Origin of the sequence: Streptomyces sp. NPDC048560 (assembly GCF_040650955.1) — a bacterium.
Classification (GTDB): domain Bacteria; phylum Actinomycetota; class Actinomycetes; order Streptomycetales; family Streptomycetaceae; genus Streptomyces.
The window spans coordinates 150,343-168,382 of sequence record NZ_JBEZIJ010000007.1; the positions used below are offsets into that span (position 1 = coordinate 150,343).

Sequence of the window (18,040 nt, forward strand, 5' to 3'; positions counted from 1 at the left end):
CACTGGTAGATGGTTCGGACAGCGCGGGGTTGCTCCCGCAGCGCATGGAGGAGGCATCGGTGGCGGGCGAGTCCCCCGACAAATCGGAGCAGCGGACGTCTTCGGGGACGGCTCCGGAGGAACGTGATCCGCGACTCGCCGTGTTCCGTGAACCGGCCGCTCCGGCGGACGACGCGACGGCGGTGTTCCGTACGCAGACCCCCAAGGCGGCCGCGGACGAAGACGCGGAGAGCCGTGCGGAAGGTTCCGTGGGTTCGGGAGGCGCCGTGGACGGCCCCGAGGCGGGCTCCACGCCGTCAGGTGAGCCCGGGGCGCCTTCGGACGCCGACGAGGCCGCTGAGGCTGCGGTGACGGCTGAGCCGGACGCAGAGCCGGACGCCGGCCCCGAACCTGACGACTCGCGGTTGCGCGCGGCGGTCGCCGCGTGGGTCGCGAGCGGCGGCGAGGACGACGGTGAGTCGAAGGCTCCGGTTGCGGACGCGCCTTCGGACGCGGACGCCGATCCGGACGAGCCCCGGGTGCCCAGGAGTCGCGACGAGCTCACGGAGCCGGACGTGTCCGGGGATGCCGACGAGCCGACGGATCCGGCCACGTCCGGCGACGACGCCGACGACACCCCTGCCGACTCCGATGAGTCCGCCGCCGACGACGACGATGCGGATGCCGACGCCGACGAGGCTCCCGAGCCGGCTGAGGCCGCCGTGCCCGCTGAGCCCGCGGACGACGATCCGGCCGACGACGCCGAGCCCGCCAGGCTGCCCAGGCCGGCAGCGTCCGCGGAGTCTGCGAAGTCCGGCGACGACGCCGAGCCCGCCGAGCCCGCCGGCCCCGTGGAGGAGCGGCGGGGCGTCGATCAGCCGACGGCGGTCTTCAAGGCGGTCAAGCCTCCGCGGGTCGACCAGCCGACCACCGCGCTGAAGATCCTCCCGCCGAAGCCCGAGACGTCGAAGCCCGAGACGTCGAAGCCGGAGACGTCGAAGCCGGAGACGTCGAAGCCGGAGACGTCGAAGCCGGAGACGTCGAAGCCCGACGCGTCGAAGCCCGACGCGTCGAAGCCCGACGCGTCGAAGCCCGACGCGTCGAAGCCCGAGTCGGCCGCCGAGCGCACCAGCACCTTCGTGCCGCTGCGCTCCGACGACGTGCGTCCGGCCGCCGCTTCCGCCATCGGGCCCACGGTCACCCCGGACGTCACGCCGGGCAGGAAGGACGGCCCCGGTCGTCCCGCGGCCCCGAGCTGGGCCGCCTCGCCGACGGCCGCCGAGGCACCCGCCCCGGCGCTCGGCGGCGCCGAGCGGACCCGGCAGCAGCCGTTGCCGCCCAAGCCGCCGCTCGACCTCCTCGCCGAACTGACGAACACTCCTCCGCCGGAGGAGACCCCGGTCCGCACCGCGGTCCGCAGGGTCAAGATCTGGACACCGCTGCTTCTGCTCGCGGTGATCATCTTTGCGATCGCGCAGATGGTGCGCCCGCTGCCGACGCCCGAACTGAGGCTGACGGCGGAGTCGGCGTACACCTTCAAGGGTGACGCGCTGGATCTCGCCTGGCCCGGCCAGGGGCAGTCCGCGGTGATCGTCGACGGTGTGGGCTCGCTCGGTTCCGAAGGGGCGCAGAAGCCCGCCCCGATCGCCAGCGTCGCGAAGGTCATGACCGCGTACGTCGTCCTGCGCGAGCACCCGCTCAAGGGTGACGAGCCCGGTGAGACCATCACCGTGGACCAGCGCGCCGAGGACGAGTCCAAGCTGACGGACGAGTCGACGGCCCCGCTCAAGAAGGGGCAGCAGCTCAGCCAGCGCGACCTGCTCCAGCTCCTGATGATCCCGTCGGGCAACAACGCCGCCCGCCTGTTCGCACGCTGGGACTCCCCGACCGAGGCCGAGTTCGTCGCCAAGATGAACGACGCGGCCAAGGACCTGGGGATGACCGGGACCACGTACACGGACCCGAGCGGGCTGGAGAAGACCACCGTCTCCACCGCGGACGACCAGCTGAAGCTGGCCCAGGCGGTCATGCAGAACGAGGTGTTCCGCAAGATCGTGGACATGCCCGAGGTCGACATCGAGGGCATCGACACCAAGATCTACAACAACAACACGCTCCTGCTGGAGCCGGGCGTGAGCGGCATCAAGACGGGTTCCTCCACCCCTGCCGGCGGATGCCTGCTGTGGTCCGCGAACACGGTCGTGGACGGCAAGACGCACCGGATCTACGGCGTCGTCATGGGCCAGCAGGCGGGCACGGGCCGGCTCTACGACAGCCTCGCGCTGTCACTGACCAACGGGCTCAAGCTGATCCAGGACTCGCAGGAGGCCGTCACCTCGGCCACCGTCGTGAAGAAGGGTGACGTCGTCGGGTACGTGGACGACGGCTTCGGCCGCAGCACGCCCGTCGTCGCCACCAAGAACCTGAAGGCCGTCGGCTGGTCGGGCCTGGAGGTCGAACTGTCGGTCACGGACAGCGGCAAGGGGATCTCCCACACCGCGGCGGCCGGTACGGAGGTCGGCATGGTGACCGTCGGCACCGGTGTCGGCAAGGTCAGTGCGCCCGTCGCCCTCCAGGGCGATCTCACGGAGCCGGCCTTCGCCGACAAGCTGACGCGCATCGGCTGACGCTCGCCGTCCGCCGCGCGGCGCGGACGAAGTGGAGGAGGAGGCGCCGCCACCGGCGCCTCCTGCCCGCCCGGGGTACGTGTTAGCGTCCCCAGGCAACTCAAGGCCCCTGGACGGCGTCCTTGAGGAAGTACGGGGCCGGCGGAGGACGGGGAGAGAGCCGTAGTGACCACCGCGGAGCCGAGACCCGGCCGTGCGACGGACCGTGTCACCGGAGTGAACGGTGGCGAGGGAAGCGTTACGAGCAGCAGTGGTGCCACGCGAATACCGCTTCCTCCTCCGCGCACCCCCGAGCCCGTGGCCGCCCCGCCACTCCTGACCCGCCGGCAGCGCCTGCTCCGTCACCCTGTGACGATCGCGACGGCTGCCGCCGCGGTCACCCACGTCCTGTGGTTCTTCTTCTTCGCGAACAGTGGCGGCGACATCGCCGCGCAGGACGCCTGGGCCGAGTTTGTGGGCCGTCATCCCGGCACCGCGTACAACCTCGCCTGGTACGGGGGTATGCACCCCGTCTCGTACAGCGTGGTGTCTCCCTACCTCATGTCCCTCCTCGGCGTCCGGACGACGATGATGATCGTCGGCACGGTGTCGGCGGCGCTCACCGCGCTGATCCTGGTGCGGGTGCGGGCCGTCCGCAATCCCGTGGCCTGTTCGCTCGCCGGGGCCTTCGCGTACCTGTGCAACGCCCTCTCGGGGCGTGTGACGTTCGGCCTCGGCATGATGTTCGCGCTGGGAGCGGTCGCCGCCGTCTTCTGCTGGCCGCACCGCTGGCGTTACAGGCGCTGGGCGAAGGCGGCCGTCGCCGCGCCCCTGGCCGGGCTGGCCACCGCTGGCAGCCCCGTCGCCGGGCTGTTCCTCGGAGTGGTGGCGGCCGCCCTGTTCCTGAACAAGCGGCGGCCGGGCGCGTACGCACTGGGGCTCGCGCCGGTCCTCGTGGTGGCGCTGTCCTCGTGGCTGTTCCCGTTCTCCGGTACGCAGCCGATGTCGGTCGGGACGCTGTCGCTGCCGTTCCTCTTCTCGGTCCTCGTCTTCGTACTGGTGCCGAAGGACTGGGCCTCGGTCCGCACCGCCGCCGCCGTGTACGGCGTGGGGACCCTCCTGACGTACGTGGTCGACTCCCAGATCGGCTCGAACGTGTCGCGCATGGCGATGCTCTTCGCCGGGGTCGTCCTGCTCGCGGCGCTGCCGTACACGGCGCCGCGCAGCCGCCGCTGGTACGCCCTCGTGCTGGCCTTCGTGGGGCTGAACTTCTGGATCGGCTTCAAGGGCGTCGACGACATAGTGCGTACCGCCCCCACCGCCTCCTGGAGCCGGGAACTGGCCCCGCTGGTCAATCAGCTCCAGCGGGCGCGGGCCGAACGGGGCCGGGTCGAAGTGGTGCCGGCGAGCAGCCACCGGGAGGCGTCCGCGCTCGCGCCCTATGTCAATCTGGCCCGCGGCTGGAACCGTCAGGCCGACATGAAACGCAACCCGATCTTCTACGACGACACGCTGAACGCCGTGAACTACCGCCAGTGGCTGGACCGCTGGGCCGTGCACTACGTCGTGCTGCCCGAGGGTTCACCGGACTCCAGCGGGGCGGTGCAGGAGGCGGCGCTGGTGGCGAAGGGCCAGCCGTATCTGAAGGAGATCTGGGGCGACGCCAACTGGACGCTCTACCGCGTCCTCGACCCGGCGCCGATGGCCGATCCGCCCGCCACGGTGGAGCGGGCGGGGGCCGACAAGCTGACCATCCGCGTGCAGGCGGCGGGCAGGGTGCTGATCCGGATCCCGTACTCGCCCTGGCTGGCCCTGGTCGACGACGAGGGCCGGAGCGTCGAGCGCCCGCAGGAGACCGAGGAGTCCAAGCGCCGTTCGGAGCAGGACGGGGACGCCGAGAAGTCCTTCGAGAACCTGCACGGCTGCCTGATCAAGGTGGAGGAGGACCTGGAGGGCGACGAGTGGACCGAACTGCTCGCGCCCGGGCCGGGTGTGTACCGGCTGGCCGCCCCGTACCAGTTCCGGCCAGGCACGCCGTGCCCCGAGGAACTGGGCTGAGGCGGTCCGCCCGTGCGGTGACCCGGGCCGCGTGATGCAGCTCGGGCAAGTAAATTGCGCACGATGTCTCCCTCCGGGCCCACGCCCCTGGCAAGGTGTCATGCCATGAGGTGCCAACACTGCGGCAGTGAACGGCGGGGCGCGTTGCCGGGGATGGTCTGTACCGGCTGCGGATCCGTGGCCCGCTCCACGGCCGGGGACGGTTCGTGGATCGCGCGAGAGACGATGACCGGCCGGGTGTCCACCCTGCCGGTGCGGCGCAAGGTGCTGCTGGCGGCGGGGATCGTGGTGGCGGCGGGCGGTCTGGTCACCGTCGTCTCGTTCCTCGCGTCGGCGGACCGCGCGGAGCTCGGTGGGGGCCGCCCGGACACGGCCGGCCGGGCCGATGCCCTGCCCGATCCCGTGGGCGGTGCGCCGAGCCTGATCGAACAGGGCACCGAGGTGCCGCCCGACGGTACGGAGCCGCCGCCGGAGAGCCCCCGTTACCGCTACACGGCGTGGGCGGGTCCCGGCTGCTCGACGGGGGTGTACCGCGAATACGGACGCTTCGAGAACGGGGACGCGGGCTGGTACACCGTCGACTCCGGCGGCTCCGAGGACGGTTCCTGCGACGGGCGGTTCACCGCGGTCCCGATGTCCGGCAGCCCCGACGAGGACAGGGGCGGCACCGCCCTCTGGTCCTGGCACCTGGGCAAGGGCTTCCAGGAGTGCGCGCTGACCGTCTTCGTCCCGAGCAGCGACCGGGAGCGCGATGTGGCGGGCGCCCCCACCTTCTACCGGGTGCTCTCCGACCCCGAGGACACGGACTCCGCCTACACGGGCTTCGCCGTGCGCCAGACCGAGCACCGAGGCACACCGGTCGACGTGGGGAGCTACCCGGTGAAGGGGCCCGTCATCGCTGTGCAGTTGATCGACCGGGGCCGCGACTGGGGCGACGAGGAACTGGCCGGAGCGCATCACGCGGCCGCCCAGCTGAAGGTCGCCTGTCTCTGAGCGGTTCCTGCCTCTGAACGGTTCCCGTCTCTCGGTGACTCCTGCTTCCGGCCTGTGCGGCCGGAGCCCGCTCTCGGATCTCACCTTGCCGAACCTATCGTTTCTCGATAGATTTCGATCGTGGGTCGATCGAGGGAGACGTGATGGGGAAGCTGACTGTGCTCGCACTGCGGGCGGTGCTCGTGGTGCTGCTCGCCGGTTCGGTGTTCGTTGAGGCGGTGATGGTGCCGCTGCTCGCCGCCGACCTGGACGGGCTGAACGAGGACTACGCGTACCTGCGCGCGCCGTTCCTGGTGATCGTGGTGCTGGGTGTCTTGACGGCCCAGGTCGTCCTGGTCTGCGTGTGGCGGCTGGTGACGATGGTGCGGCTCGGGACGGTGTTCTCCGATGCCGCCTTCCGGTACGTACACGTCATCATCGGCGCCTTCGTGGCGGCCGCCCTCCTGGTGTTCACGCTCGGAGTCGTGCTGGCCCCGGGTGAGGCCGTGGCGCCCGGAATCGTCCTGCTGCTCGGCGGGGCCGGGCTGGCGGTCCTCGGGGTGGCGCTCATCGTGCTCGTCCTGCGGATGCTGCTCGCGCAGGCGGTCGCGCGCGATGTCGAGGCGGCCCGGATGAAGGCCGAGCTGGACGAGGTGATCTGATGCCGATCGTCGTCGACATCGACGTGATGCTGGCCCGTCGGAAGCTGTCCGTCGGTGAGCTGGCCGACCGCGTCGGGATCACCCCGGCCAACCTGGCGGTGCTCAAGAACGGCCGTGCCAAGGCCGTGCGCTTCGCGACACTCGCCGCGCTCTGCGAGGTGCTCGACTGCCAGCCGGGAGACCTGCTGCGGTGGGAGGCGGAGGCGGAGACGGCGACGGAGGCCGAGGCCGACGAGGGTGCGCAGGAGGCCGCGGACCGCTGAGGCGCTCATTACCTCCGGGGTAATCGACCCGTTCCGAGGCGAGCGGCATGGTGGTCACACCGGGTTCCGAGGCGGCTTACCCCGCCTCGGGATCCGGCCCCCGACCAGCGTGTACGTCCCCGATGGAGGCCTGATTCCCATGTCCGTGACCACCCTCTCCGGCCTGGCCCGCACAGCCGAGCCGCTCACGATGCTCCGCCGGTTCCTCGCGCTCGACGCAGTGGTCACCGGAGTCAACGGCCTCGCCTACGTGGCCGCGTCCGGGCCGCTCGGCCGCCTGCTGGGCGTCGACCGGACGCTGCTGCTCCTGCTCGGCGCCTTCCTCCTGGCCTTCGCCGCCGCCGTCGGCCGGCTCGCCACCCGGCGCGAGCCCTCCGCCTTCCTCACCCGCCTCGTGATCGAGGCGAACCTCGTCTGGGCCGTGGCGAGCATCGCCGCACTCGCCCTCTGGCTCACGCCGACCACGGCCGGTGCGGTGTGGGGGCTGATGCAGGCGGCCACCGTCGGAGGGTTCGCGGCCCTGCAGTTCGGCGCCCTGCGGCTCAGGCGCTGAGCGAGCGGAGGTACGCGGCCGTTTCCCGGTCCGCCGGCAGGAACGTCTCGATGGCCAGCTCGGCCACCGTCACGTCCATGGGTGTGTTGAACGTCGAGATCGACGAGATGAACGACAGCACCCGGCCGTCGTGCTCGATCCGGAGCGGCAGTGCGAAGTACGGGACCGGCTCCGCCGGCTCCACGCCGGCGTCCCGCACCGGATACGCCGACACCTCCTCGTACAACTCGCGCAGCGCGTCGGAGCGGGCCAGGGCGATCTGACGCTCCATCTGGGCGAGGAGGTGGCCACGCCACTCCCGCAGATTGCGAATCCTCGGCGCCAGGCCCTCCGGGTGGAGGGTCAGGCGCATCGCGTTGAGCGGCGGGGCGAGCAGCCGCTCCGGGACGCCCTCCAGGATCATCGCCATGCCGTTGTTGGCGGCGACCACGTTGTACGTGGCGTCCACCACGAGCGCCGGGTACGGCTCGTATCCGGTGAGCAGCCGCAGCAGACCGGCGCGCAGGGTGTCCAGCGCCGGGTCGTCGAGCGGGGTCTCCGGGTAGGTGGGTGCGTATCCCGCCGCCAGCAGCAGGGAGTTGCGCTCGCGGACCGGGACGTCCAGGTGCTCGGCCAGCCGCAGGATCATCTCCTGGCTGGGGCGCGAGCGGCCCGTCTCGACGAAGCTGATGTGCCGGGCCGAGGAGTCCGCGCGCAGTGCGAGCTCCAGTTGGCTGAGACGGCGGCGTTCGCGCCAGCCCCGCAGCAGAGGCCCTACTCCCGTGTCGGCCGCGACAGTTGTGGTCATGCGCTCACCGTAGCCGGGCACGGGTGCGGGGCAGTAGCGGTACGGCGGTGATCGGCGGGGGCCGGCCGGGCGTCGGCGCTACCCCAGGAAGTGGAAGCCTGGCCGGGGGTGCATCAGGAAGTCGTGGTGCGAGATGTTCCAGGCGTACGCGCCGGTGAGCGCGAAGGCGACCCGGTCGCCGGCCCGGAGCCCGGGCGCGGGGACGGAGCGGGACAGCACGTCCTTCGGGGTGCAGAGCTGGCCGGCCAGCGTCACGGTGCCCTGCCGCGCCTCGGGGCGAGGCCAGGGATGGGGCCAGGTGTCCACGGGGAGCACGGCGCACGGCTGGTCGTGGCTCTTGGCGGCCGGGGTGCGCAGGTGGTGCGTGCCGCCGCGTACGACCGCGAACTCCTCGCCGTGGCTCCGCTTCACGTCCAGCACCTCGGTGGCGTACCAGCCGCAGTAGGCGGTGAGGGCCCGGCCCGGCTCGATCCGCAGCAGCAGCCCCGGGTGGGCCTCGGTGAGGGCGCCGAGGCCCTTGCCGTACGTGGCCCAGTCGAAGCGGTCGCCGGGGCGGGTGTAGTCGACGTTCATGCCGCCGCCGACGTTCACCTCGGGCAGGGGGACGCCGTGACGCCCCGCCAGGGCGAGCGCCCAGGAGACGACCGAATCGGCCACCGCGAGCTGTTCGGGTGCGTCGAGGCCGCTCGCCAGGTGGGCGTGAACCCCGCGCAGTTCGAGGTGCGGGTAGGTGCCGTCGGTGAGCAGACGGACGGCGGTGTCCGCCTGGCCGGGGTCGAGGCCGAAGGGGGTCGGACGGCCGCCCATGGCCAGCGCGCTGCCCTCCAGCGTCCCGGCCGCTAGCGGCAGGTTGAAGCGCAGGAGGACCGCGATCCGGGCGTCGGGCGCTCGCAGCCGTGCGAGGTGCGCCAGCAGGTGCAGTTCGTGCTCGCTCTCCACGTGGAAGCGCTCCACGCCGAGATCCAGGGCCGCGGCGATCTCCGCCGGTGTCTTGCCGGGTCCGCCGAAGGCCAGTGGCCGCCCGGGAACGGCCTCGCGCACATGGGCCAGCTCGCCGCCGGACGAGACCTCGTACCCGTCCACGTAGGGCCGCAGGGCCACCAGGACCTCGGGCTCGGGGTTGGCCTTCGCCGCGTAGTACAGCTCGACGCGCTCGGGCAGCGCCGCCCGTACCTCCGCCGCGTGGGCGCGCAGGGCGGCCAGGTCATAGAGGTAGGCGGGCAGCTCGTCCCCGGCGAGGGCCAGGGAGTGGGCGCGAACGGCGGGGGTGGGTGGCGTCATCGGTCACTCCTGGGGGCGGCGAGGCAGTCGGGACGGGTGGTTGTGGAGAGCTGCTCCGGGGCCAGGGTCTGCCGGACGGGCCCGAGGGGCGAGGGGAGACGGACGTAGGGGGCCTCGCGGTCGGCCCGGCGCCCCCAGCGGGTGAGCAGGTTGGCCTTGGCGGGCAGCGGCACACCGGCCAGCAGGGCGCTCAGGCGGGGCGGGCAGCCGTGCTCGTCGGCGTACTCCCGGAGGGTGGTGCGCACCTGGGCCCAGAGCGCCGTCTCGGTCTCCGGGTGGAGGTCGGCGAGGGCGGCCAGCAGCTCGGAGACGTGGTTGACGAGCAGGCAGTAGACGACCCGGTCCCAGCCGCGCTGCGCGTCGTACGTGAGCGGGCCCGCGACCTCGGGCGGGAGCGATGCGAGCGTTCCGGCGTGGAACTCGGGCAGGAGCTTGGTGCCCTCCAGATCGCGGAAGAGCACCTGGACGGGGAGTCCGTCGGCGTCGACGCAGACGAGGACGTTCTGGAGGTGCGGTTCCAGTACGAGGCCGTGGTCGAAGTACGCGGCCAGGACGGGCGGCAGCAGCAGCCGGAGGTAGGCCGCCCACCAGCCGAGCGCGGCCTGCGGCCCGCCGCCGTCGAGCAGCCGGGAGATGTGGCCGGGGCCGGTCGGGAACTCGTCGGCGACGGCCCCCGCGAGCAGCGGAGTCGCCCCGGGCAGCAGGCGTTCGGCCAGCCCTTCGCGGACGATGACGCCGAAGCCCTCCAGGAGTCCGAGGTCGGGCCGCCCGTCCGGTCCCGGCAGCGCCAGGCTGCGGTACGCGGGCTCGCGGAGCATCGCGCTGCCGGGGAAGCGCGTGGCGAGCCCGTCGAGGGCCGGCGCCAGGACGCGGGTCAGGGCCACGGCGCCGGAGAGCTCGTAACTGGAGTTCTTGCGCAGGCAGTTGGTGATGCGGATGTTGAGGCTGAACTTGAGGAAGGTGTCGCCGTTGTACAGGGTGCGGACGGACGCCGTGGCCGTGAAGGGTTCCGATCCGGGGCCGAGGTCGAGGAGGTCGCCACGGCCGAGGCGTTCGCGGAGCGCGGGGTGTTCGCGCAGCAGCTCGTACTGCCAGGGGTGCACGGGCAGCAGCCGGTAGCCCTGGGGTACCGGGTGGAGCCGGTCGAGCGGGTCGGTGGCCCCGGCGCCGGCCGATTCCTCGGCGATCAGATGGTCGCGCACGGCGAGCATCCGCAGCGGGAAGGAGGCGGCGGCCTCGGGGGCGTACGAGGACCACGCGGCCGGGTCGCCGGTCCGGGCCTTCGGCGTGGGGTGGAAGCGGTGACCGAACAGGAGGGACTGCTCGGAGGCCAGATACGTGGCGAGGGCGCTGCTCGTGGCGGCCGAAGGGGGCCGGGGCGCGGCGAGGGCGGCGGACACCCCCTCGTGGCTGGAGCGGACCTGTGCAAGGAACTCGTCGTTGGCCACCCCCGTACGCAGGGAGAGTTCGGCGTGCGTGTGCTCGGCGAGGCGGAGCCAGTCCACCTCCTTCCAGCCGTCCTCGTGCCGTTCGGAGACCGGGCCGCGGAAGCGGTGGGATCCCAGGAGCGAGGTGCGGCGCAGGGCCACGCGCAGCAGCACGCCGCGCCGGGGCAGCCGCAGCAGGAGATGGCGGTCGACGACGGCCGTCTGGTGCTCGGGCCCCGAGACCTCACGGAGCAGACAGTTCAGCAGGGTGTGCGCCACGGCCTGGTCGGCGCCGGGGAGATCCGCCGGTGACGAGAGGTGTGCGCGGGCGGTGCCGGTGGGCAGTGACATCAACGGCTCCAGCGGGTGTGGGTGCGGATGCGGGGGAGCGGCGTACCGGGGTGGGGAGAGCGGTGGTCGGCACCGCTCTCCCCACGGGCACGGCGGTACCGACGAGCAGGGGGCGGCCGGCCCGAACGCGCTGGTGCGGGCTGCGGCGGGGCCGGCGGGGCGAGGAGGGTCGGCGGGGCCGGCGGGGCGAAGGCGGTCGGAGCGAGGAGGAGCGCTGCGCGTGTCGGGGCTTGGGCCGCCCGCGCCGCCGCCTGTGTCGGGGCGAGGGCCCTGGACGGCGCCGGTCTCTTCAGCGCTGCGGGCGTCCGGCCCGCGTTCGGCCGCCGCCCGGCGCGCGCCGTGGCCGCCCGCTTCTGCCTGGCAGCCCCCGCCGTCGTCCTGATCCCCGCAGTCGTTCCGGTCCCCGACCTCATCACGCCTCACGCCCCGCGCAGCAGGTAGTTGGGCCCGGTCGTGTAGTGCTTGTTGATGTCGGCCGCGCCGGAACGCTCCTTGGTGAGCAGCGTCCCTGCGCTGACCATGGCCTTGACCGGCAGCCGCGGCGCGTCGAGGACCTGCCTGCGCAGTACGTTCCCGGGCTCACCCGGGGCCGTACCGAGGCGGTCGACGGCCTCGCCCAGCCGGTCGCGTACGAGCCGCAGCAGCACGTCGAGCGGGGCGCGGCCGTGCCGGGCGAGCCCGAAGGCGTACGCGCCCGCGCACAGGTGGACGGTGATGGTGGTGAACAGGTCGACGACCGGGCCGTCGCCTTCACAGAAGATCCTCGGGTCGGCGAAGTCGCTTTCAGAAGGCGCCTGTTCGCCCAGTGCGTCGCGCATCCGGGACGCGTTGACGCGGGGCCCGTCGTTGTCCTTGAACAACAGCCGCAGACGGGGGCGTTGTGCCTGCCCGTGGTCGTGCCGGTCGAATACCAGGGAGATGTTCTGCTGGTGGGACTCCAGGGCGATGCCGTATCCGAAGAGGGTGGTCTGCCAGTCGAAGAGCAGAGTCAGGACGGCGTCGAGGAGATCGGTCGTCCGGCCGGCGTAGAAGCGGTCGGCGAGGTGGTCGCAGAGCAGTCGGCCGTCGGGGGCCCGGCTCAGGAGCGCCGCCATCGGCAGGACGACGGCATCGTCGAGTCCGGCCGGACAGCGGCGCAGGAGGACGGCGAACAGTTCGTGCCCGGCGTGCGCGTACCGCGTCTCGTCGGCGTGCAGGATCGAATCGCGAAAGCGTGGTTCGCGGCCGGTCACCGTCTCGACCAGCCGCTGACCCGCGGCGCCGTCGACCAGCGTGCCCGGCTTGATGGTGCGCCGGTTGCGCAGGCCGAGGGTGGCGGTGGCCAGCGGCAGTTTGAGGTGGAGGGTGGGGTCGGATGTGAGGGCGACGGTGCGCATCGACAGGGTCGGTACGACCTCCGGGCCGGCCCGCTCGGCCAGGACCGCCTTCCGTTCGAGGCCGGTGGCGCGCAGGGCTTCCAGCAGCGGGGCGCCGAACGTCAGCGGGTGTACGGGCAGGGCGAGATGGGTGCCTTCCAGCTCAGGCAGTCCGGCCGCCGACGGTGAGAGCCAGGAGTCCGGCCCCCGCACGGTGACGGCGTCCCGGAGCAGGGCGAGCGTCCGCAGGGCGAAGGCGGGATGGAACTCGGGTGCGTACCGGCGTAGCTGCCCGACGGTGAGACCCGACCGGCCGCGGCCCGTCGGGTACACGGGGTGGTCGAGGCGGGCGGCGAGCGTGTCGTGCGCCAGGCCGCCGGCCGGCCCCGTCCAGGCGGCCGGACCGCTGCCGTAGCGGGCGGTGAGAGCGGTGGCGACCTCGTCGCGGGTCGCGTCGTGCAGTCGCACGGTGGCGAGCGTCTGGCGGCACTCCTCGGCGAAGGCGGCGAAGCCGGCCCGGTCGGCGGGGTCGGCGAGCTGCGCGAGCGCGGTGAGGATCGCGTCGGACGTGTGCAGCCGGATCCCGTCGGACTCGCGTCTCAGCAGGGGGAGCCGGGCGGCCAGTTCGCACTGGTAGCCGTCGTCGCCGACAGGCAGCAACAGAGCGTCGTGGGCCGGCCGGTCAGCGTCCGGGGCGCCTGCCGGCAGGCGCAGCCAGCGGCCGTCCGGCGCCTCCACGACCGTGCTGCGGGTGCGCAGCCCGGCCACGTCCTCGCGCAGGAGCGCGCTGAGTACGCGCAGGACGAGCTCTCCCTCGGCGCTTCCGTGCTCCGTCGTCGCCGGGGCCGTCACGGCGTTATCTCCCAGCGCCGCGCGGCGAGGAAGTCCGCCACGACCCGGTCCACGGCGCCCTGGTCGCTGCCGGTGGCGCGGACGACCCCGAGGTAGTCCCGGTTGGTGCCGTACAGCTCGTGCCGCTCCCCGGTGCCACGCAGCGGCCGGTACGTCAGGGCCACACCGTCGCTGCGCAGGTCCGTCGCCCCGGGCGCCGACGTGAGCGTGCCGGCGTGCCCGGCGCACGGGTAGTCGATCAGGGCGCGGCCGTCGGTACGGGCGCCGAGCGAGGCGGGAAGCGGCTCACCCAGGTGCGTACGCAGGATGTGTTCGAAGAGGGGGATGCCGAGCAGCTGCTCCAGCAGCAGGTCGCACTGGTCGCCGATCGCCCGGTAGTTGACCTCGATGATCCTGGCCCTCCCCTCGCGCACGACGAACTCGGTGTGGCAGGCGCCGAACCCGACGCCGAGGACGTCCAGCTGGGTCAGTACCTGCCGGAGGATCGCCGCAGGATGCGAGGGCACGAACGTCATGCGCTCCTCGATGAAGAACGGGGGCGCGGACAGCTCGGTGTGGAAGCCGCCCAGGACGTGGCGCACGTGCCCGTCGCCGAGCGTCTCGAGGGTGTACAGCTCCCCGGCGAGGTACTCCTCGACGACCAGCGCCCCGTCCGGCCGCCGCGCCCGGATCTCCTCGCAGCGCAGCGCCAGTTCCTCGGGGCCGGTGACGAGCACGACGTCCTCGCTGGCCACCCCCTCCCGGGGTTTCACCACACAGGGGTACGGGGCAGCGGCGGCCAGGGCGTCGGCGGGCGTGCCCGGCGGCAGCTCGGCCGACCACACGGCGTCGGCTCCGGCCGCTGCGAGGTGGCGGCGCATCTGCGCCTTGTCCTTGGCGCGCAGGGTGGCGCGCCAGTCCTTGCCCGGCAGGCCGAAGAAGTCGGCCGCCAGCGCGGCCTGGGTCTGGAGGTGGTCGCTGTTGGTGAAGACGGCGGCCGGCTCGTGGTGCGTCGCGATGCGGGTGATGACGGCGCGGAAGTCGCGTACGTCGCACGGGAGGGTCTCGATGTCCGGGTGGGCGAGCAGGTGGGGCTCGGGCCGGTCGGTGAGCAGAGTGACGCCGAGGCCGAGCCGGCGTGCCGCTGGGAGGAAGCCTTCGGTGACCGAGTCGGTGGGATTGAGGGCGAGGACGTACAACCGCATGGGGACCACTTCCGAAGGACGACCGAGGGCGCGGAGACGACGGGGGCGGGCCGTCGGCGCGGGCGTCGGCCCACCCCCGTGGTGACTTCTGTTACTACCGCTTCGCTGCTGTTGCTTCGGCAGCCCGACGCCGACGGCCATCGCCGCAGGTTAGGCAAGCCTAACCGTGTCGATCGGCCCGCCCGGCCCGACCTGGGCGCCGCGTCCGCCGCGCCGCGTGGTCGCGAGCTGCGAAATCCTGGATAAGGTGAGCCTTACCTTCCTCGAAGATCGTGTGTTGTCGTTCAAGGAGTGCCGATGACCGTGGCCCCGGCCGCCCCACCGACCGGCCCCGCCGCGCAGAGTGCGCCCCCGCTCGCCGAGACCTACCTGCGCCTCGTCGCCCACTGCGATGCGTTGCGAGTATCCCTCGCCCGGCCGGGCGCCCACTCTCCGCAACTTGGCCCCACCGCGAACCAGTTGGCGGCGGACCCGCACCACCTCGCCGCATTCGTCGAGGCGGAGGCGTCACGCATCCGCGCCCGCCACGACCACGACCCCCGCCCCGACGTGGCCGCGTCCCGGGCCCTGCACGACTACCTCTGGACCACCGGCCTGTTGATGGGCGGCGCCTGGCACCTGGACCGCCGCGTGCCGCACGTCGACCCGCGTGACGTCCAAGTCGACCTGCTCGCAGGCGTGTTGCACATCACGCCGGGCACGTTCTCCTGCCTCCCCGGCGACCCGGCCGCAGGCCTCCCCGGCACCCGGGTCGTGGCGGACGAGGAGGAGCTCCGCACCGAACTCCGCACCGCGGTCGCCGACCACGTGGGCCCCCTGCTGACCGCGATGGCGCCCCGGCTGCGCCGGGGACCCCGGGCTCTGTGGGGCATGGCAGGCGACGACCTCGTCTCCGCGATCTGGTACCTCGGCCGAATGCTCGGCCGGGAGACGGAGGCCCTACAGGCGACGGAGACCCTCCTGCCCGGCCCCCTCGCCCCCTTCCCGGCCGGCGCGGCCTTCCGCCACCTCACGACCAGGGACGGCGCCCGTCACCCGACACGCACCAGGCTCGGGTGCTGCCTCTACTACACGATCCGCCCCGCGGAGGCATGCATCACCTGCCCCCGCACCTGCGACAAGGAACGCCTCCGCAGACTGGAGGGCGACCCGGCCCCGGCAACGTAGGGCAGGCTCCCGCTGACGAGGCCGGGCTGCCGCTGCCGATGCCAGGATCCCGCTGCCGAGGCCGGTGGACGGAGCTCGGTCGTGGCCCGGAGCGTGTGGCTATCATCCGCTCATGACCACGCCTGACCAGGTGCTCGACCTCCGTCGTTTCACTGCTCCCGCGCAACGATGGCTCGTCGCCGCGGCGGTCGGAGTATGGCTGCTGCTCCTGTTCGCGGTGATCCCCGAGACCTGGCGGCTCCTCGACCGCGCCGAGGCTCTCGGTGCGGCAGCGACCAGCGGCGCGCCCTCCGCGGCCGGAGACGCGGCGTACTCGACGCTCTATACGGCGGCCTGCCTCGTCTCGGTCGCACCGGCGGTCGTAGCCGTGGTGATCTACCTGGTCTGGCGCACGCGGCACGCGATGGAGGAGCGCTTCCCCACGCCCCTGCTCCTCTCGCTGGCGGGCTTGGCGATCTGCCAGGTGGCGTCCGTGACGGCGGCGTGGGGCGACCAGTTCACCGGGGCGGCGATCGACGCGGAACTGAGGAGCGCGGGGATCAGCCTCTGGGGGCGCGACGCGATGGAGCGCGGGTGGTACGTGGGCTACGCGGTGCTGGCCGCCGGCGCGGGCGCGCTGTCGTTCGCCTTCTCCCGCCAACCCCGGCACCAGCCGTGGTGGGTCCTGAGCCTGACGCCGTTCGCCGTGGGCGTTCCGCTGACGCTCCTCGCGGGCCCGTACCTCTGAGCGACGGCCGGCCACGTGGTGACCGGTCCGGACGTGAGCATGTGAAAGGGCCGGTTCGAGAGTAGCCGCTCCGCGACGGGCGTGTATGACCTGGAAATCACGATTGAGAGAGTGGACGGTTCTCCTCCAGGTGAGAAAACGCTTTCAGGGCAGATGGGTTGGCGGCCACTCCACTCTGCGAGTAGTAAACGACGGCGAGTTCGGCCTTGTGTGCACCGGAACGACCCTCGGTGTGCGTCACGAGATCCGTTTGGGTTTGAACTAAGCTGAGGGTTACATAAATTAATGAAGCGCCAATTATTTATCGCCGAACTACCCTATTGAGTGGGCAAGTTCAGTCGACGATTCACCCAGGTGCGCCGCCTGCGGGAGAAGCGCATGATGATGAAGTGTTCGGTTCCCGGTGCCAGCAGAATGTCTCCGCGTGTTTCGATTTACTACGCGACGGTGACGTCGGCGACGGAATAGAGCCGCAATCAATCAAGAACGCTTCTGGGCGAAGGGGACGCGTCGACGTGGGGTCCGTCATCGGACTCCGGTAGAACGTTGAAACCCGAGGGGCTCACTGTCCGGCTGACCCGCGCGGATCAGGCCCTCGCCGCACTTCGCACTCTCCCGCTTCGCCCATGGGCCGCGAGGTTGTCCACCGAGGAACGAAAGGGCAGAAAGATGATCCAGGCGTATCTGCGCAGCATCCATTGCCATGAGGAGACAGACGAGGTCGGCGCCGACGAGCCGTACGCGCTCGTCACAGCTGTCAACCTCGCGTCCTCCGTCAACGTCGAAGGGTTCGCGGTCCCGCTGCCGGCCTTTGACGTGGTCCGCTACGGGTTCGGCGATGTGGACGACGAGGAGACGCATGACGCCCCAGGCGCGGCGCTGTCATTTTGGGGGATCAACGGGCAGCCGGCCCCGCTGACCGACCCGGACAGTGCCATCTTCGTCGTCGGCTTGATGGAGAACGACGACGGCGACCCAGAGGCCCTGCGCGGGGTCGTCAAGGGCGTGGTCGGCGGGTCGGTGCTCGGCAGCCTCACCGCCAGCCGTGCGGACAAGGTCGCGGCGCTGATCCGTGACATCGACTCTGCGATGGGCACGCCCACCGGCGCGCCGAACTTCGATGACAGGGTCGGGATACGGGAGCTGCGGTTCTCGGCCGACGAGCTGCGGCGAGCAGAGGCCGGCGAGGCTATCCGGGCCTCGGTCGACATCAGCGGCGACGGTGGCCGCTACGAACTCACCTTCGAGGCCCGCAATCCCGGCTGGCAGGGCTTCGAGCTGGCCCCTGGGGGTAGTGCGTCGACGAGTGGTTCGGTTGCGGCGGTGTCGCGGATTCCGGCCAGCATGGAGACGTTCTTCGTCGGGGCGAACGGTTCGGTGCAGGACCGGTTCTGGTACGAGGGTGCCAACTGGCAGGGCTTCGAGCTGGCCCCAGGGGGTAGTGCGTCGACGAGTGGTTCGGTTGCGGCGGTGTCGCGGATTCCGGCCAGCATGGAGACGTTCTTCGTCGGGGCGAACGGTTCGGTGCAGGACCGGTTCTGGTACGAGGGTGCCAACTGGCAGGGCTTCGAGCTGGCTCCTGCGGGCAGTGCGTCGACGACCGGTTCGATTGCGGCGGTGTCGCGGATCCCGGGCAGCATGGAGATCTGGTGGATCGGCGCTGACGGGTCTGTGCAGAGCGCCTACTGGTACGAGGGTGCCAACTGGCAGCGCTTCGAGCTGGCTCCTGCGGGCAGTGCGTCGACGACCGGTTCGGTCACGGCGGTGTCGCGGATCCCGGGCAGCATGGAGGTCTGGTTCGTCGGGGCGAACGGAC

Annotated in this window: 13 protein-coding genes and 1 pseudogene; 9 read left to right on the forward strand and 5 right to left on the reverse strand. The window is 72.0% G+C overall.

Going from position 1 to position 18,040, the window contains the following annotated elements:
* Positions 1-59 precede the first annotated feature (59 nt).
* The 6 genes from AB0C82_RS19935 (at position 60) to AB0C82_RS19960 (ending at position 7,093) form a co-directional block, all read left to right on the forward strand.
* Positions 60-2,606: a serine hydrolase gene (locus AB0C82_RS19935; protein ID WP_362843548.1), complete on the forward strand. Its 2,547-nt coding sequence runs from the start codon at positions 60-62 to the stop codon at positions 2,604-2,606.
* A gap of 264 nt (positions 2,607-2,870) precedes the next feature.
* The gene (locus AB0C82_RS19940) at positions 2,871-4,643 is read left to right on the forward strand and encodes an MFS transporter (RefSeq protein WP_362844209.1); all 1,773 of its coding nucleotides are present in this window, start codon (positions 2,871-2,873) and stop codon (positions 4,641-4,643) included.
* A gap of 105 nt (positions 4,644-4,748) precedes the next feature.
* Positions 4,749-5,636, forward strand: a complete 888-nt coding sequence (locus AB0C82_RS19945) for an adhesin (RefSeq protein ID WP_362843551.1) — start codon at positions 4,749-4,751, stop codon at positions 5,634-5,636.
* 143 nt (positions 5,637-5,779) lie between these two features.
* Positions 5,780-6,277 carry a DUF2975 domain-containing protein gene (locus AB0C82_RS19950; protein ID WP_362843554.1) on the forward strand — a complete coding sequence of 166 codons (498 nt, stop codon included), beginning with the start codon at positions 5,780-5,782 and terminating at the stop codon, positions 6,275-6,277.
* Complete coding sequence (locus AB0C82_RS19955) at positions 6,277-6,540, forward strand: helix-turn-helix transcriptional regulator (RefSeq protein ID WP_362843557.1); 264 nt, start codon at positions 6,277-6,279, stop codon at positions 6,538-6,540. Before AB0C82_RS19950 ends, AB0C82_RS19955 begins: the two co-directional genes overlap by 1 nt.
* A 139-nt stretch (positions 6,541-6,679) precedes the next feature.
* Positions 6,680-7,093 (forward strand): hypothetical protein, encoded by a 414-nt coding sequence (locus tag AB0C82_RS19960; RefSeq protein WP_362843560.1) that lies wholly within the window; start codon positions 6,680-6,682, stop codon positions 7,091-7,093.
* Here the strand turns inward: AB0C82_RS19960 and AB0C82_RS19965 are convergent.
* The 5 genes from AB0C82_RS19965 to AB0C82_RS19985 form a co-directional block, all read right to left on the reverse strand.
* Entirely contained in the window at positions 7,083-7,880 is a 798-nt protein-coding gene (locus AB0C82_RS19965; protein WP_362843563.1) for a helix-turn-helix transcriptional regulator, read from the reverse strand. The two genes, AB0C82_RS19960 and AB0C82_RS19965, sit on opposite strands and share 11 nt — an antisense overlap.
* Positions 7,881-7,958: 78 nt before the next feature.
* Positions 7,959-9,161 (reverse strand): type III PLP-dependent enzyme, encoded by a 1,203-nt coding sequence (locus AB0C82_RS19970; RefSeq protein WP_362843566.1) that lies wholly within the window; start codon positions 9,159-9,161, stop codon positions 7,959-7,961.
* The gene (locus tag AB0C82_RS19975; protein WP_362843569.1) at positions 9,158-10,939 is read right to left on the reverse strand and encodes an IucA/IucC family protein; all 1,782 of its coding nucleotides are present in this window, start codon (positions 10,937-10,939) and stop codon (positions 9,158-9,160) included. The genes AB0C82_RS19970 and AB0C82_RS19975 overlap by 4 nt, the downstream gene beginning before the upstream one ends.
* 419 nt (positions 10,940-11,358) lie before the next feature.
* On the reverse strand, positions 11,359-13,146 hold the full coding sequence (locus AB0C82_RS19980) for an IucA/IucC family protein (protein WP_362843572.1): 1,788 nt from the start codon (positions 13,144-13,146) through the stop codon (positions 11,359-11,361).
* Complete coding sequence (locus AB0C82_RS19985; RefSeq protein WP_362843575.1) at positions 13,143-14,330, reverse strand: ATP-grasp domain-containing protein; 1,188 nt, start codon at positions 14,328-14,330, stop codon at positions 13,143-13,145. The genes AB0C82_RS19980 and AB0C82_RS19985 overlap by 4 nt, the downstream gene beginning before the upstream one ends.
* Before the next feature lie 297 nt (positions 14,331-14,627).
* Between AB0C82_RS19985 and AB0C82_RS19990 the strand changes: the two genes are divergently transcribed.
* From AB0C82_RS19990 to AB0C82_RS20000, 3 genes and pseudogenes are all read left to right on the forward strand, one after another.
* A complete protein-coding gene (locus tag AB0C82_RS19990; protein ID WP_362843578.1) occupies positions 14,628-15,497 on the forward strand; it encodes a (2Fe-2S)-binding protein in 870 nt (289 codons plus the stop codon).
* Between the two features lie 112 nt (positions 15,498-15,609).
* A complete protein-coding gene (locus AB0C82_RS19995; protein ID WP_362843581.1) occupies positions 15,610-16,224 on the forward strand; it encodes a hypothetical protein in 615 nt (204 codons plus the stop codon).
* Between the two features lie 669 nt (positions 16,225-16,893).
* A pseudogene (locus AB0C82_RS20000) lies at positions 16,894-18,040 on the forward strand (hypothetical protein); the annotation flags it as partial.